Raw genomic sequence first — 15575 nt, 5'->3', positions numbered from 1 at the left:
TCTCAGCCCAGCAGGACGTCGTCGTCGCCGAGACGCTTGAGCTCGCGGTAAAGGATCGCGAGTCCGGTCACGATCGCGGCGGCGGATACGGCGGCGTCGATCAGCCGCAGTGTGTCGTTGTCCTGGCGGGCCATCTTCACCTGCTTGAACACGCTGAGCGCGCCGAAGGCGGTGGTGCCCATGGACACGTACGCGCCGGTCTTGGACTTCTTGAAGTTCTTGGCCTTCTTAGCCATGGCACTCATAGCGACGGAGCCTCCTCAAGCAGCGGGTGCCCCCACCTTTCCACGAAGGCGGCCTCGACGGCGGCTCCGACCTTGTACAGCCGGTCGTCCTTCATGGCGGGGGCGATGATCTGCAGCCCGACCGGCAGGCCGTCCTCCGGCGCCAGGCCGCAGGGCAGCGACATGGCGGCGTTGCCGGCCAGGTTGGTCGGAATGGTGCACAGGTCCGCGAGGTACATCGCCATCGGGTCGTCGGCGCGCTCGCCGATCGGGAAGGCGGTGGTGGGCGTCGTCGGGGAGACGATGACGTCGACCTGCTCGAAGGCCTTCTCGAAGTCCCGCGTGATCAGCGTGCGGACCTTCTGCGCCGAGCCGTAGTACGCGTCGTAGTAGCCGGAGCTCAGCGCGTACGTACCGAGGATGATGCGGCGCTTGACCTCGTCGCCGAAGCCGGCCTCGCGGGTGAGCGCGGTGACGTCCTCGGCGGACCTCGTGCCGTCGTCGCCGACCCGCAGGCCGTAACGCATGGCGTCGAAGCGGGCGAGGTTGGAGGAGCACTCGGACGGCGCAATCAGGTAGTACGCCGAGAGGCCGAGGTCGAAGGACGGGCAGTCCAGCTCGACGATCGTGGCACCGAGCGACTTCAGCAGCTCGACCGACTCGTTGAAGCGCTGGACGACACCGGCCTGGTAGCCCTCGCCCGAGAACTGCTTCACGACACCGACGCGCATGCCCTGTACGGAGCCGTTGCGCGCGGCCTCGACGACCGGCGGGACCGGGGCGTCGATGGAGGTCGAGTCGAGCGGGTCGTGCCCGGCGATGGCCTCGTGCAGCAGGGCCGCGTCCAGGACCGTACGGGCGCAGGGCCCGCCCTGGTCGAGGGAGGAGGAGAAGGCCACCATGCCGTAGCGGGAGACGCCGCCGTAGGTGGGCTTGACGCCGACGGTGCCGGTGACGGCGGCGGGCTGACGGATGGAGCCGCCCGTGTCCGTACCGATGGCGAGCGGGGCCTCGAAGGACGCGAGAGCGGCCGACGAACCGCCGCCGGAGCCGCCCGGGATGCGGGTGAGGTCCCACGGGTTGCCGGTGGGGCCGTAGGCGCTGTTCTCGGTGGAGGACCCCATGGCGAACTCGTCCATGTTGGTCTTGCCGAGGATCACGACGTCGGCGGCCTTCAGCCGCTTGGTGACGGTCGCGTCGTACGGCGGGACCCAGCCTTCGAGGATCTTCGAGCCGACGGTGGTCGGCATGTCCTCGGTGGTGAAGATGTCCTTCAGCGCGAGCGGGACGCCGGCCAGCGGGCCGAGCTTCTCGCCTGCCGCCTTCTTGGCGTCGACGGCGCGGGCCTGCGCGAGCGCGCCCTCGCGGTCGATGTGCAGGAAGGCGTGGACCTTCTCGTCGACGGCCTCGATCCGGGCCAGGTGGGCCTCGGTGACCTCGACGGCCGTGAGCTCACCCGAAGCGATCTTCGCGGCGATCTCGGCGGCGGTGAGCTTGATGATGGTGCTGATGTCCGTCATGACTTTTAGTCCTCCCCCAGGATCTGCGGCACCTTGAAACGCTGCTGCTCCTGGGCCGGGGCGCCGGAGAGCGCCTGCGCGGGGGTGAGCGACGGACGGACCTCGTCCGCCCGCATGACGTTCGTCAGCGGCAGCGGGTGGGAGGTCGGCGGTACGTCTTGGTCGGCGACCTCGGAGACGCGGGCGACCGCGCCGATGATGTCGTCGAGCTGACCGGCGAAGTGATCGAGCTCTTCGCCCTTCAGCTCCAGACGCGCCAGCCGGGCGAGGTGGGCGACCTCCTCGCGCGTGATGCCAGGCATGCAGCGATCCTCAGGGGTTGGTGTGTGGTTTTGGCCCAATCTTATGGGGTCGCCCGCACCGGCCACGGCCACCCATGGAAGTCCCGCCCGGCGCTTGAGGACAAAGCGGCCTCCGGCACCCGTCAAGCCCGTCCGGCACGTGAGGGCAAAGCGGCCACCCGGCGCCTCCGGTCACCTCACGGCAGCCCCGCGCCCAGATGCCCCGCCCTACGTCGTCGCGGGCCGCGAGTCGACCGCCCGCCCTGACGGCCGCTGTTCCAGCTCGGGCGTCGCCGCGGCGGCCACACTCGCTGCCGCGGCGGCCGCCGCCAGCTCCGCCGCCAGATCCGCCGGCCGCCGCCATCCGTGCTCGCCGCGCGCCCGCAGCCACGCGGTCGTCTCCTGCGGCGGCATCGCGGCCGCTACCAGCCACCCCTGGACCGCGTCGCAGCCCAGGTCCCGCAGTCGCTCCCACGTCTCGTCGTCCTCGACGCCCTCGGCGACGACCACCAGACCGAGCGAGTGGGCCAGATCGATCGTGCAGCGGACGATCTCCGCGTCCTCGTGGTCGATGGCGAGCCGGGCCACGAACGACCGGTCGATCTTGAGCTCGCTGACCGGCAGCCGCCGCAGGTGGACCAGCGAGGAGTACCCCGTACCGAAGTCGTCCAGGGACATCTTCACGCCGTGTCCGGTCAGTCCCGCGAGGGTGTCCGCGGCCCGCTGCGGGTCCTCCAGCAGCACGTGTTCCGTTATCTCCAGCTGCAGGGCGCCGGGCGGGACACCGTGCCGGGCCAGCCGGGCCGCGACGCTGCCCGCGAATCCGGGGGTGTGCACATCACGCGGGGACACGTTGACCGCGACCGGGACGAACAGTCCCTGCGCCCGCCACCGGGCGACCTGGGCCAGTGCCGTCTCCAGGACGTACTCCGTGAGGTGCGGCATCAGCCCGGACGACTCGGCAATGGCGATGAACTCGTCCGGCGGGACCCGCCCCCGCTCCGGATGCACCCAGCGCACCAGCGCCTCCAGGCCGGCCACCTGACCGTCGAACCGGACCTTCGGCTGGTAGTGCAGCTCCACCTCACCGGCGTCCAGCGCGCGCCGCAGATCACCGAGGAGGCCGAGCCGGTCCGGGGTGTTGCTGTCGCGCTTCGACTCGTACACCTCCACGCCCGTCCGGTCGCGCTTGGCCTGGTACATCGCCACGTCCGCACGCCGGAGCAGCCCTTCCGCGTCCAGTGCGTGGTCGGGGTAGACGGCGACGCCGGCGCTGGCCTCCAGCACCAGCGTGAGTCCGTCGAGGTCCAGTGGTGAGGAGAGCTCGGCCACCAGGTGGCGGGCGACGCGCTGGGCACTGGTGGCGGAGTCCGCGGCCGGCAGCAGAACGGCGAACTCGTCGCCGCCGAGCCTGGCCGCCTCCGCGCCGCGCGGCAGGGCGAGCCGCAGCCGGTCCGCTATCTGCAGCAGCAGCCTGTCCCCGGCGAGATGGCCGAGGGTGTCGTTGACCGCCCGGAAGCGGTCGAGGTCGATCAGGACGAGGCCGACCCGGCTGCCGAGGCTCTCGGCCTCCTCCAGCGCCGTCCAGGTCCGCTCCAGCAGCCACTGTCTGTTCGGCAGCCCGGTCAGCGGGTCCCGCAGCTGCTCCTCGGCCCTGGCACGGGCGATCCAGAGCGTGGAGTCGAGCGCGATCAGCGGGACCGCGAAGAGGGGCAGCAGGACGGGCATGGTCGTCGCGACGACGCAGATCAGCGGGGCGATGCCGAGGAGGGCGACGGCGACGAGACCTTGACGCAGCAGCGCGGTGCGGGCGACCGTCGGCAGTCCGCCGCCCTGCGGGGACCGGGCGTACCAGAGCAGGACCCGGGTGACGAGGAGATACGTGGAGGCCGCGAGCAGGACCTCCGGGACGGCATCGATGCCCCAGTCGAGTGGCCGCCAGGGCGATTCGACGGTCTGCACCTCGCCGAACGCGGCCAGGACCAGCGCCGCCGCGCCCACGCCCAGGATGTCCACCGCCCCGTGCAGCAGCCCCTGCCACCAGCGGTGCCGCCGGGCCACACCGACGAGCACGACCACGACCAGGCTGACCAAGCCCGCGGGCACCCAGCCGTAGAGGAGCAGCACAGCGAGGGTGAGGGCGGCGCCGGAGCCGGTTCCGCCCCACCAGCGGTCGCGGCCGAGCGCGACCAGATGGCCGACGACTATCCCCGTGAGGACGGCGAGCGACCAGCCGGCTTTCCCGTCCGGGAAGAGGGCGTGCCCGCCGCTCACGGTCCGGTAGAAACCGGTCGCGAGCTGGACCGTGGCGAGGGCCACGACGACGGCACCCACTTTGGGGATGAGGCCCACGAAACCTTGCAGCCGCGACACCAGTGCGGCGTTCTCGGTCGGTTTCATTCCGTCCCTCTCACAGCCGGCGGTGCCGATGTCACGCGATGGTTCCGTTCCGTGTCACCGCGCCCCGTCCACGCGGTGGCCGGGTTCCGCAGGCGCATCTCCCAACAGTAGGCCGCCGAAGGCGTCCAGGGGCAGCGGTCTACAGCTCTTGCCCGAATGCGAACCGACCGTCCGTCAGCATCTGCTATGCGCCGATCGGGTGAATCCGACGGTGCGTCACCTCCTCCTCACCCTCCGGCACGCCCGTGTCCGCTCCCCTACTGCTCCTCGGCCGGTACCGCGGCCTCGCGCGCCGCGTCCGGCCCCTGTTCGAGCAGCACCGCGAAGCCGTCCTCGTCCAGCACGGGCACCTTCAGCTGCATCGCCTTGTCGTACTTCGATCCGGGGTTGTCTCCGACCACCACGAAGGACGTCTTCTTCGAGACCGAACCGGTGACCTTCGCCCCACGGCTCTGGAGGGCCTCCTTCGCACCGTCCCTGGTGTGCCCCGTCAGGGTTCCGGTCACGACGACGGTGAGCCCTTCGAGCGGCCTCGGCCCCTCCTCCTCGCCGGCGCCCTCGTCCTCCATCCGGACCCCGGCCTCCCGCCACTTGCGCAGGATCTCGCGGTGCCACTCCTCGGCGAACCACTGCTTGACCGAGGCGGCGATGATCGGCCCGACCCCGTCGGCGTCGGACAGCTCCTGCTCGGTGGCCTCGTCGATCCGGTCGATGGACCGGAACTGGCGGGCCAGCTCCTGGGCGGCGACCGGCCCGACGTGGCGGATGGAGAGCCCCGTGAGGATCCGGGCCAGCGGGGCCTCCTTCGCCTCGGCGATGGCGTCCAGCATGGCGAGGGCGTTCTTCTTCGGTTCGCCCTGCTGGTTGGCGAAGACCAGGGCGGTCTTCTCCTCACCCGTCTTCGGGTCCCTCTTGGGCAGTCCGCTGTCCATGTCGAGGACGTAGGCGCGAATGGGCAGCAGCTGCTCGACGGTCAGCCCGAAGAGATCGCCCTCGTCCCGGAGCGGCGGATCGGCGGGCTCCAGCGGCCGGGTCAGGGCTGCGGCGGCGACGTATCCGAAGTGGTCGATGTCCAGGCACTTGCGCCCCGCCAGATAGGCGACCCGCTCCCGCAGCTGCGCCGGGCAGGAGCGGGCGTTGGGACAGCGGACGTCGATGTCGGCCTCCTTCATCGGCCGCAGCTCCGTCCCGCACTCGGGGCAGTGGGTCGGCATGACGAAGGCCCGCTCGGTGCCGTCGCGAAGGTCGACGACCGGGCCGAGGATCTCCGGGATCACGTCGCCGGCCTTGCGGAGCACGACGGTGTCGCCGATCAGGACGCCCTTCGCACGGACCACGTTCTGGTTGTGCAGGGTCGCGAACTCGACCTCGGAGCCCGCCACCTCGACCGGTTCGACCTGGGCGTACGGGGTGACACGTCCGGTGCGGCCGACGCCGACCCGGATGTTGACGAGCTTGGTGTTGACCTCCTCCGGCGCGTACTTCCAGGCGATCGCCCAGCGCGGTGCGCGGGAGGTGGAGCCGAGCCTGCCCTGCAGCGGGATTTCGTCGAGCTTGACGACGACGCCGTCGATCTCGTGCTCCACGGAGTGCCGGTGCTCGCCGAAGTAGGCGATGAACTCCCGTACTCCGGCGAGGGAGTCCACCACCTTGTTGTACTTGGCGGTGGGCAGACCCCACTCGTGGAGCAGCTCGTAGGCGTGCGAGAGACAGTCGATGTCGAAGCCCTCGCGGGCGCCGATGCCGTGGACCACCATGTGCAGCGGCCGGGTGGCGGTGACCTTGGGGTCCTTCTGGCGCAGCGAACCGGCCGCCGCGTTCCGCGGGTTGGCGAAGGGTTTGTCGTCGGCCTCCACCAGCCGGGCGTTCAGCTCCTCGAACCCCTCCATCGGGAAGAAGACCTCGCCGCGGATCTCGACCAGCTCCGGGATCCGGTCGCCCTTCAGCCGGTGCGGGATCTCCGCGATCGTACGGACGTTGGGCGTGATGTCCTCGCCGGTGCGGCCGTCGCCGCGGGTCGCGGCACGGGTCAGCAGGCCGTTCTCGTACGTGAGGTTGACCGCGAGGCCGTCGATCTTGAGCTCGCAGAGGAAGTGGTAGCCGGTGGCGCCCACGTCCCGGGCGACTCGCTCGCCCCAGGCGGCCAGCTCCTCGTCGTCGAAGGCGTTGTCCAGGGACAGCATCCGCTCGCGGTGCGCGACGGAGGTGAATTCCGTCCGGTACGGCCCCGCGACCTTCTGGGTCGGTGAGTCGGGCGTGCGCAGCTGCGGGTACTCGTCCTCCAGTGCCTCCAGCTCACGCATCAGCCGGTCGAACTCCGCGTCGCTGACGACCGGCTGGTCGTTCACGTAATAGCGGAAGCGGTGTTCCTCGATCTGCTCGGCGAGGAGCGCGTGCCGCTCCCGTGCCTCCGCCGGCACCGCCGTCTCCTGTTCTCCTGGCAGTGACGTCTGCTGTTCGCCGGCCATCGTCCCGTCCTCCCGTTACCCAGTACCCCGCTACTCAGGGTTGTCTGCGAGCGATTTCGCGGCCCGGGCGCAGTGGGCGAGCGCGGCACGGGCGTACGCGGGCGAGGCACCCGCGAGACCGCACGAGGGAGTGATCGCCACGGACTCGGTCAGAGTCCCCGGATTCAGCCCCAGCCTGCGCCACAGCGTCCTGACACCCATGACGCTACCGCCCGGGTCCGACAATCCGCCCGAGGCCGGGTCGGTGCCCGGCACCACTCCGAGGAACAGCTGGGTACCGCCCTCGACCGCTTCCCCGATCGCCTCCTCCTCACGCTCGGTGAGCAGGGAGAAATCGAACGAGATCCCGTCGGTCCCGGCCCGGCGCAGCAGGGCGAACGGCACGTCGGGGGCACAGGTGTGCACGAGCGTGGCGGCCTCGCCGGCCACACCCAGCACCTCGCGCAGCGTGTCCTCCACGATCTGGCGGTCCACGGCCCGGTAGGTGCGGTAGCCGCTCGCCGTCCTGATCCGCCCGAGCAGGACCCCGGTCAGCGACGGTTCGTCGAGCTGGAGGATCACGCGCGCACCGGGCATCCGGCGCCGCACCTCGGCGAGGTGGTTGCGCAGGCCCTCCGCGAGCGAGCCGGCAAGGTCGCGGCAGGCGCCGGGGTCGCCGAGGACGGCCTCGCCGCTCCGGCGCTCCAGCGCGGCTGCCAGCGTCCACGGACCGACGGCCTGCACCTTGAGCGGGCCCTCGTATCCCTGGGTGAACTCCTCCAGTGCGTCGAGGTCCTCGCCGAGCCAGGACCGGGCCCGGCGGGTGTCGCGTCCCGGCCGGTCGCCGAGGCGCCAGCCGCTCGGCTCGACGTGTCCGTACATCTCGACGAGCAGCCCGATGGTCCGCCCGATCATGTCCGCGCCGGGACCGCGCGCGGGCAGTTCCGCCAGATACGGCACGCCCTGGCCGTCCCCGAAGGAGCCGGTGACGGTCTTCGCCGCCTCCCGGGCGTCCCCTCCGGGCATCGAACCGATTCCGGTGGCCGGGCACCCGCTGAACTTGCTCTTCTCGCTCACGCGGGAAGCCTACGGCGGTCCGGCGCCCGAACCGTCAGCGGCCGGACGCACTGAGGGAGGGCGGCCGATCCCGCCCGGGCCGTCAGCACGGCCGGGGCGCACCGTTCCGCCGCCCGGGCCGTCAGCGGCCGGGGCGCACCGTGAGGTCGTTGACCTCGGCGTCGCGGGGCAGGTCGAGCGCCATCAGGATCGTGGTGGCGACGGACTCCGGGTCGATCCAGTGCGAGGCGTCGTACTCCTTGCCCTCCTGCTGGTGGACCTTGGCCTGCATGGGGCTGGCGGTACGGCCCGGGTACACGGACGTCACCCGGACCCCGTTCTCGTGCTCCTCGTGGCGCAGCGAGTCGGCGAGCGCCTTCAGGCCGTGCTTGCTGGCGGCGTAGGCACCCCATTCGGCGTGGGCGGCAAGCCCGGCACCGGAGTTGACGAAGAGGACGTGGCCCTGGGCGACGCGCAGCTGCGGGAGGAAGAGGCGGGTGAGCTCGGCCGGGGCGACGAGGTTGGCGTTGAGCTGGAAGTGCCAGGCCTTGGGGGTGAGTTCGCCGACGCGGCCGAGCTCCACGACGCCCGCGATGTGCAGCAGCGAGTCCAGCCGCTCCGGCATCGGCTGCTGGCCGAAGGCCCAGGAGAGCCGGTCCGGGTTGGACAGGTCGCCGACGATCGTGCGGGCGCCGGGGTGGAGCGCGGCCAGCTCCTTGGCGCGGCCCGCGTCACGGGCCAGGAGGACGAGCTCGTCCCCTCGCTCCGTGAGACGACGGGCGACGGCTGCGCCGATGCCGGAACCGGCACCGGTGATGAGGTGAGTGGACATGCCCCCATCGTCGCACCCGCCGCCTCGCCACCCGCACGTCACTGCAGGCCGGAGGACTCCTCCAGGTAGGCCAGGGCGCCGACCCCGTCCTTCGCGAAGAACACCAGGTCAGTCAGCGGGAGCGGGAGGAAGCCCTCCTCCTCCATGCGCTGGAACTGCTGGCGCAGACCGTCGTAGAACCCCGCCGTGTTGAGCAGCACGACCGGCTTGGTGTGCTTGCCGTGCTTCTTGAGCTCCAGGATCTCGGTGGCCTCGTCGAGCGTGCCGGTGCCACCCACCATGATCACGATCGCGTCGGACTTCTCCAGGAGCAGTGCCTTGCGCTCGGCGAGGTCGCCCGCGATCACCATCTCGTCCGCGTTGGTCCGCGCCTTCGCGGCCAGGAAGTCCACCGACACCCCGACCAGCTTCCCGCCCGCTTCCTGCACGCCGTCGGCGACGACCTTCATCAGCCCGCTCTCCGAACCGCCCCAGACCAGGGTGTGCCCGCCGCGGCCGATCAGTTCGGCGAATTCGCGTGCGGGCACGGTGTAGCGGTCGTCGAGGTCGGCGGCGGAGAGGAAAACGCAGATCTTCATGGCTGCCACGGTAAGGCAGAGCGGCGCATGCGACGCCGCCCCCATGTGCCGGTCCGCCTGAGCCCGGAACCGACAGGGCGGAATCCTGGGGAAGAAACCCGGGGGCCGCGCGGCTGAGGAATACATGACTGCCACCCGAGGACACCTCATCACCGTCGAACCCTCCACCGAGCACGTGCGCGTGGTCCGTGACGGCGTGCTGCTCGCCGAGAGCCGGCGCCCGCTCGTGCTGCGCGAGACGGGCTGTCCGGTCCGCTACTACCTGCCGCCCGAGGACGTGCGCACCGAGCTGCTCACGGCATCGGACACCCGAACCCACTGCCCGTTCAAGGGAGATGCCTCCTACTGGTCCCGCCCGGAGGCGGCCGACCTCGTCTGGGCGTACCCGGAGCCGAAGGACGAAGTGGCCGCGATCAAGGACCACTTCTGCTTCTACGACACCGAGACGTCGGCGGCCTGACAGCCGGCACACCGTCAACACCCCTTCTGAGCTGCGGAGAAGAGGGACTTCAAAAAGTCTTCGCGGAAAACGATGAGTTTTGCGAAGCGCCGCAGTCCACCTCCACATGGACAAGACTCTCTCCCGCGACGGCACCCTGATCGCGTACCGGCGCCGGGGCGAAGGACCGCCGCTGATTCTGGTGAACGGCGCGCTGGGCACCGCGGCGACCGAGGCTCCGCTGGCCCGCCTCCTCGCGCCGCACTTCGAGGTCGTCACGTACGACCGGCGCGGCCGGGGGGCCAGCGGGGACGGTTCGCCGTATGCGGTGGAGCGCGAGATCGAGGACCTGGCCGCTCTCACACAGGCGGTCGGCGGCCGGCCCTCCGTGTTCGGTGTCGGAGCCGGCGGTGCGCTGGCCCTGGAGGCGCAGGCCGCCGGGGTCCCGGCCGCCCGGCTCGCGGTGTACGAGCCGCCGTACACCCCGGGCGCACCGGGGTTGCTGTTCAAGGCCGGCTGCACGGCCCGGCTGCACCGGCTGCTCTCCGCCGGGGACCGGGGCGGGGCGGTGGAACTGTTCCTGTCCGTGACGGGGGTCGCGGCCGACATGGTCGCCAGGATGCGGAGGGCGCCGCTGTGGCGGACCCTGGAATCCGTGGCACACACCCTGGCGTACGACGACGCGGTGCTGGGCACCGGCGCGGTTCCCGTGGAGCGGTTCGCGTCGGTGACGGCGCGGACCCTGGTGGTCTGCGGCGGCTTCAGCCCGGCCACCGCCAGGGCGTCGACCCGCCTGCTGGCGGACGCCCTCCCCCGGGGCCGTCACCGCACGCTGACGGGACAGGCCCGGGAGCTGGCACCACAGGCGATCGCTCCGGTGCTGGCGGACTTCTTCGCTCGGGACGCCCGCGTACGCCAGGCGTCCTGAACCCAGGGCGTGCACGGCGGTCAGGCGTCCTGAGCGCACGCGGGCGGGCCCGGGGGGCCAGAGCACCCCGCGCGGCTGCGCCCGTACAGGGGTCGGGCGTTCCCGCGCGGGGCACCTACGGCCGGTCCACAGGTGCAGTCCTTGACGGCACCCAGGGCCGCGGGCGCTACCGGCCTCATCGGTCAGTACCGGCCGCGTCGGTCAGTCCGAAGTGGCCGCCGCCGTCTCTCTGCGCACCGTCGTCGCGATCGTCGCCGACCCGAGCACCCGCGTCCCGTCGTACAGCACGACCGCCTGGCCGGGGGCCACGCCCCGTACCGGTTCGGTGAAGGTGACGTGGAGCGTGCCGTCGCGCAGCTCGGCGCTCACCTCGGTCTCGCCGCCGTGGGCGCGGAGCTGGGCGGTGTACGTGCCGGGGCCGGACGGCGGTGTGCCGCACCAGCGGGGCCTGATCGCGGTGAGGGCCGTCACGTCGAGGGCCTCGACGGGGCCGACGGTCACCGTGTTGTTCACCGGGGAGATGTCCAGGACATAGCGCGGCTTGCCGTCGGCGGCCGGGTGGCCGATGCGCAGGCCCTTGCGCTGGCCGATGGTGAAGCCGAAGGCGCCCTCGTGGGTGCCCAGCTTCGTACCGGACTCGTCCAGGATGTCGCCCTCCGCCGTGCCGCCGAGGCGGTCCGCCAGGAAGCCCTGGGTGTCGCCGTCGGCGATGAAGCAGATGTCGTGGCTGTCGGGCTTCTTGGCCACCGCGAGGCCCCGGCGCTCGGCCTCGGCGCGGATCTCGTCCTTGGTGGTGAGGGTGTCGCCGAGCGGGAACATCGCGTGGGCCAGCTGGCGCTCGTCCAGGACGCCGAGGACGTAGCTCTGGTCCTTGGCCATGTCGGAGGCGCGGTGCAGCTCACGGCTGCCGTCCTCGCCGAGGACCACGGTGGCGTAGTGGCCGGTGCAGACCGCGTCGAAGCCGAGCGCCAGGGCCTTGTCGAGCAGGGCCGCGAACTTGATCTTCTCGTTGCAGCGCAGGCACGGGTTGGGGGTGCGCCCCGCCTCGTACTCGGCGACGAAGTCCTCCACGACGTCCTCGCGGAAGCGTTCCGCGAGGTCCCAGACGTAGAAGGGGATGCCGATGACGTCCGCGGCACGGCGGGCGTCGCGGGAGTCCTCGATGGTGCAACAGCCCCGGGCGCCGGTCCGGAAGGACTGCGGATTCGCGGAGAGGGCGAGGTGCACACCGGTCACGTCGTGGCCCGCCTCGGCGGCGCGGGCGGCCGCGACAGCGGAGTCGACACCGCCCGACATGGCGGCGAGCACACGGAGGGGGCGCTGGGAAGTCTGAGTCATAGCTCCACCAGGGTACGGGTCGACGGGAACCGAATGCTCGCGGATAAGCGTTGTCGGTCACATGGGGAGCAAGGGGACGGCGGGCGCCAAGGGCCCCGCAGGATCGGGGACCGGCAGCGGGATCAGCCGGCGCGCGGTGCTGATCGGCGGCGTCGTCACCGCAGCGGGTACGGCGGCGCTGGCGCGGGAACAGCTGAAGCGGGCCTGGTGGCGGCTGCCCGGGGTGGAGAAGCCGCGCAAGCCGGGTGAGGTGGATTTCGCACGGGCCACGTGGACGGCGGCCTCCGAGGCGAACTGGCGGCGGGCGGACCGCCCCGACGACTACGACATCGACCGCGTGGTCATCCATGTCACACAGGGCAGCTTCAGCAGCGCGGTCCGGGTCTTCCAGGACCCGGGGCACAAGGCCGCTGCGCACTACGTGGTGCGCAAGGACGGTCATGTGACGCAGATGATCCGCGAGCTGGACGTGGCGTTCCACGCGGGCAACCGCTCCTACAACGAACGCAGCGTGGGCATCGAGCACGAGGGCTTCGTGGAACGCCCGCAGGGCTTCACAGCCGCGATGTACGGGGCGTCCGCCCGGCTCACCGCGGCGATATGCGCGAGGTACGACATACCGGTGGACCGCGAGCACATCATCGGGCACGTGGAGGTGCCGGGGGCCGACCACACGGACCCGGGAAAGGGCTGGGACTGGGACCGCTACATGAAGCTGGTCCGGGCGGCGAAAGTCTGAGGCCGAGGCCGGAGCCGAGGCCAGAACAGGGCCGGAACGAAGCCGGAACCGGCAGGGACGGCGGGGCCGTCAACTGGACCCCGCCGTCCCGGCCGGGCCCGTCGACTGAGCCCCGCCGTCCCGGCCGTGGCCGTCAGCTGAGCCCCGCCGTCCTCGCCCGCTTCACCGCCGGGCCGATCGCACGCGCCACGTCCTCGACGTCCTGCTTGGTGGAGGTGTGGCCCAGCGAGAAGCGCAGGGTGCCGCGGGCCAGGTCCGGATCGGTGCCGGTGGCCAGCAGGACGTGGCTGGGCTGGGCGATCCCGGCCGTGCAGGCGGAGCCGGTGGAGCATTCGATGCCCTGGGCGTCCAGCAGCAGCAGGAGCGAGTCGCCCTCGCAGCCGGGGAAGGTGAAGTGCGCGTTGGCCGGCAGCCGGCCGCCGGGGGCCGGGTCGCCGCCGAGGACGGCGTCCGGGACCTGTGCCAGGACGGCCGCGGCCAGCTCGTCGCGGAGCCCGCCGATCTCCCGGGCGAAATCCTCGCGCCCGTCGGCCGCGAGCCGTCCCGCGACGGCGAACGCGGCGACGCCGGGCACGTCCAGGGTCCCGGAGCGCACACGGCGCTCCTGCCCTCCGCCGTGCAGCACGGGTACGGGGGTGTACTCGCGGCCGAGCAGCAGCGCGCCGACTCCGAACGGCCCGCCGATCTTGTGCGCGCTCACGGTCATCGCGGCGAGCCCGGAGCGGGCGAAGTCGACTTCGAGCTGCCCGAAGGCCTGCACCGCGTCGGCGTGCATGGGGACGTCGAACTCGCGGGCGACCTCGGCCAGTTCACGGACCGGCATGACGGTGCCGATCTCGTTGTTCGCCCACATCACGGTGATCATCGCGACGTCGTCGGGGTTACGGACCAGCGCCTCGCGCAGCACGTCGGCGTGGACGCGGCCGTAGCGGTCGACGGGGAGGTACTCGACGGTCGCGCCCTCGTGCTCGGCGAGCCAGTCGACGGCGTCCAGCACCGCGTGGTGCTCGACGGGGCTGGCCAGGATCCGGGTACGGCGGGGGTCGGCGTCGCGGCGGGCCCAGTACAGGCCCTTCACCGCGAGGTTGTCCGACTCGGTACCGCCGGAGGTGAGGACCACCTCGCTGGGGCGGGCGCCGAGGGCGTCGGCGAGGGTCTCTCTGGACTCCTCGACGGTACGGCGGGCCCGGCGCCCGGCGGCGTGGAGTGAGGACGCGTTGCCGGTGACGGCGAGCTGTGCGGTCATCGCCGCGATCGCCTCCGGCAGCATCGGCGTGGTCGCGGCGTGGTCGAGGTAAGCCATGGTGGGCTCGATTCTACGAGCCCGCGGCGGGGCGTACGGCGAGCGCATGGTGTCCCGGTGCCCGCGCACCGCGAAATGCGTGGCCCGGCCCGCCCGGTCCGGAGCCCGATCCGGTGGGGGCGAGCGTCAGGATCCGCGCTCCGTCAGCCGCCGAAGCTCCAGGCGACGACGCCGTTTCCGGTGACGACGAAGGCGAGGATCACCAGGTCGGCGACGCCGAGCGCGAGACCGAGCAGGGCACGGCCGCGACGGGTGGTGGAGCGGGCCAGCGCGACGATCGCCATGACGATGGCCATCGGGCCGAGCACCAGATTCAGCACCAGGAGGCCGACGAGACCGAGGACGAAGGACGCGACGGCGAGACCGTCCGCGTCCCGGGTGGGCCGCTTGACCGGGACGGCCGACGGCGGGACGGCCGGGGACGGCGGAGCGGCCGGGGCGGAGGTGTCGCCGACGGGGGGCCGGGCGGCGGCCTCGGAGCGGCGGGTGAAAGCGGTGAGTGTCATCGTGCGGACTCCTTCGGATCTGGATGCGGTGCGCTGGACGGCCGGGCGGTCATCGGGAGCGGCGGCGGGCGCCCGTCCGCTCGCGTACGGCGAAGACCAGGAGCCAGCAGCCGATCAGGGCGCCGAGCGTGAGGGACAGCGGAAGCGGAATCTGGACCACCGCTCCCAGCACGATCCCCAGCAGGAGCAGGGCGGCGACGAGGACGATCATGGTCAGCCTTTCCACGGTTGAGAGTACGACTGTTCACTGACTTGTCAGTCTAGACCCGCATCCGACTTCCCCGCCCCGGAGAACAGTTGTTTACTGAATGGCATGAGTCACACCGCCGGTATCCGCCAGACCCAGAAGCTGAAGACCCGCCAGGCCCTGCTGGACGCCGCCCTCGGACTGCTCGAGCACCAGAGTCTGAGCAGCCTGGGCCTGCGCGAGGTGACGCGCGCCGTGGGTGTCACGCCCACGGCCTTCTACCGGCACTTCGACGACATCGCCGCACTCGGCGTGGCTCTGGTCGAGCAGACGCTGGGCAGCCTCCACGGAATGATCGGCGCGATCCTGGCCGAGACCGGCGACAGCGAGGTCCGGCTGGACCGCAGCGTCGATCTGATAGCGCGCCATGTCCGGGAACAGCCCGCCCACTTCCGCTTCATCGCCCGCGAGCAGCACGGCGGGGTCGGCCCGGTCCGCGAGGCCATCGCCGCCCAACTGCGGCGGTTCGCGGAGGAAGTGGCGGCGGCCCTCGCGGACGAGCCCGAGTCACAGGGCTGGAACGAGGAGGATCTGCTGATGCTGGGCGGCCTCTACGTCGACCACATGGTGATCACCGCGTCGGCCATGCTGGACGCCGGCCCGGACGGAGACGCGCAGGTGGCGCGCGTCGCCCGACGCCGCCTACGGCTGGTCACCCTCGGCCGCCTGCACTGGCTGGACGGACCCGCGTCCTCCTCATCCGCTTCAGAAGCCTCCTGAGGGCTGTCCCGCAATTC

Annotated in this window: 16 protein-coding genes; 4 read left to right on the top strand and 12 right to left on the bottom strand. The window is 71.7% G+C overall.

Going from position 1 to position 15575, the window contains the following annotated elements:
* Window positions 1-2 precede the first annotated feature (2 nt).
* The 8 genes from ACIOEW_RS20675 to ACIOEW_RS20640 form a co-directional block, all read right to left on the bottom strand.
* Complete coding sequence (locus ACIOEW_RS20675; protein ID WP_148020961.1) at window positions 3-245, bottom strand: hypothetical protein; 243 nt, start codon at window positions 243-245, stop codon at window positions 3-5.
* Window positions 242-1744, bottom strand: a complete 1503-nt coding sequence (gene gatA, locus ACIOEW_RS20670) for an Asp-tRNA(Asn)/Glu-tRNA(Gln) amidotransferase subunit GatA (protein ID WP_362550740.1) — start codon at window positions 1742-1744, stop codon at window positions 242-244. The genes ACIOEW_RS20675 and gatA overlap by 4 nt, the downstream gene beginning before the upstream one ends.
* A 5-nt stretch (window positions 1745-1749) precedes the next feature.
* Window positions 1750-2046 (bottom strand): Asp-tRNA(Asn)/Glu-tRNA(Gln) amidotransferase subunit GatC, encoded by a 297-nt coding sequence (gene gatC / locus ACIOEW_RS20665; RefSeq protein WP_003966094.1) that lies wholly within the window; start codon window positions 2044-2046, stop codon window positions 1750-1752.
* A 207-nt stretch (window positions 2047-2253) separates the two neighbouring features.
* A complete protein-coding gene (locus ACIOEW_RS20660) occupies window positions 2254-4425 on the bottom strand; it encodes a putative bifunctional diguanylate cyclase/phosphodiesterase (RefSeq protein WP_401965041.1) in 2172 nt (723 codons plus the stop codon).
* A 257-nt stretch (window positions 4426-4682) separates the two neighbouring features.
* Window positions 4683-6893, bottom strand: a complete 2211-nt coding sequence (ligA, locus tag ACIOEW_RS20655; protein WP_401965039.1) for an NAD-dependent DNA ligase LigA — start codon at window positions 6891-6893, stop codon at window positions 4683-4685.
* A 30-nt stretch (window positions 6894-6923) separates the two neighbouring features.
* A complete protein-coding gene (locus ACIOEW_RS20650) occupies window positions 6924-7949 on the bottom strand; it encodes a methionine synthase (RefSeq protein ID WP_362550750.1) in 1026 nt (341 codons plus the stop codon).
* Window positions 7950-8070: 121 nt separating this feature from the next.
* Complete coding sequence (locus ACIOEW_RS20645; RefSeq protein ID WP_401965037.1) at window positions 8071-8760, bottom strand: SDR family oxidoreductase; 690 nt, start codon at window positions 8758-8760, stop codon at window positions 8071-8073.
* A gap of 38 nt (window positions 8761-8798) precedes the next feature.
* Window positions 8799-9338 carry a TIGR00730 family Rossman fold protein gene (locus ACIOEW_RS20640; RefSeq protein ID WP_362550756.1) on the bottom strand — a complete coding sequence of 180 codons (540 nt, stop codon included), beginning with the start codon at window positions 9336-9338 and terminating at the stop codon, window positions 8799-8801.
* A 124-nt stretch (window positions 9339-9462) separates the two neighbouring features.
* Between ACIOEW_RS20640 and ACIOEW_RS20635 the strand changes: the two genes are divergently transcribed.
* Entirely contained in the window at window positions 9463-9798 is a 336-nt protein-coding gene (locus tag ACIOEW_RS20635) for a DUF427 domain-containing protein (protein WP_362550759.1), read from the top strand.
* 106 nt (window positions 9799-9904) lie between these two features.
* Complete coding sequence (locus ACIOEW_RS20630; protein WP_401965035.1) at window positions 9905-10705, top strand: alpha/beta fold hydrolase; 801 nt, start codon at window positions 9905-9907, stop codon at window positions 10703-10705.
* Window positions 10706-10906: 201 nt separating this feature from the next.
* Here ACIOEW_RS20630 and mnmA read toward each other — a convergent pair whose 3' ends face one another.
* Complete coding sequence (mnmA, locus tag ACIOEW_RS20625) at window positions 10907-12043, bottom strand: tRNA 2-thiouridine(34) synthase MnmA (protein ID WP_362550765.1); 1137 nt, start codon at window positions 12041-12043, stop codon at window positions 10907-10909.
* Window positions 12044-12104: 61 nt separating this feature from the next.
* On the opposite strand from mnmA, the gene ACIOEW_RS20620 reads away from it, so the two are divergent.
* Window positions 12105-12782, top strand: coding sequence for an N-acetylmuramoyl-L-alanine amidase (locus ACIOEW_RS20620; RefSeq protein ID WP_362550768.1), 678 nt, complete (start codon window positions 12105-12107; stop codon window positions 12780-12782).
* A gap of 133 nt (window positions 12783-12915) precedes the next feature.
* Here the strand turns inward: ACIOEW_RS20620 and ACIOEW_RS20615 are convergent, their stop codons facing one another.
* The 3 genes from ACIOEW_RS20615 to ACIOEW_RS20605 form a co-directional block, all read right to left on the bottom strand.
* The gene (locus tag ACIOEW_RS20615) at window positions 12916-14085 is read right to left on the bottom strand and encodes a cysteine desulfurase family protein (RefSeq protein ID WP_362550771.1); all 1170 of its coding nucleotides are present in this window, start codon (window positions 14083-14085) and stop codon (window positions 12916-12918) included.
* A 143-nt stretch (window positions 14086-14228) separates the two neighbouring features.
* On the bottom strand, window positions 14229-14591 hold the full coding sequence (locus ACIOEW_RS20610) for a DUF4190 domain-containing protein (RefSeq protein ID WP_401965033.1): 363 nt from the start codon (window positions 14589-14591) through the stop codon (window positions 14229-14231).
* A gap of 49 nt (window positions 14592-14640) precedes the next feature.
* Window positions 14641-14817, bottom strand: coding sequence for a hypothetical protein (locus ACIOEW_RS20605; protein WP_362551002.1), 177 nt, complete (start codon window positions 14815-14817; stop codon window positions 14641-14643).
* 87 nt (window positions 14818-14904) lie between these two features.
* Here ACIOEW_RS20605 and ACIOEW_RS20600 point away from each other — a divergent pair, with 87 nt between their 5' ends.
* Window positions 14905-15558: a TetR family transcriptional regulator gene (locus tag ACIOEW_RS20600; RefSeq protein WP_401965032.1), complete on the top strand. Its 654-nt coding sequence runs from the start codon at window positions 14905-14907 to the stop codon at window positions 15556-15558.
* Window positions 15559-15575 lie beyond the last annotated feature (17 nt).

Source organism: Streptomyces sp. NPDC087901 (assembly GCF_044742205.1).
Classification (GTDB): Bacteria; Actinomycetota; Actinomycetes; order Streptomycetales; family Streptomycetaceae; genus Streptomyces.
Note: the sequence above shows the minus strand (reverse complement) of the source record. Positions and strands in the feature narration are given on the sequence as shown.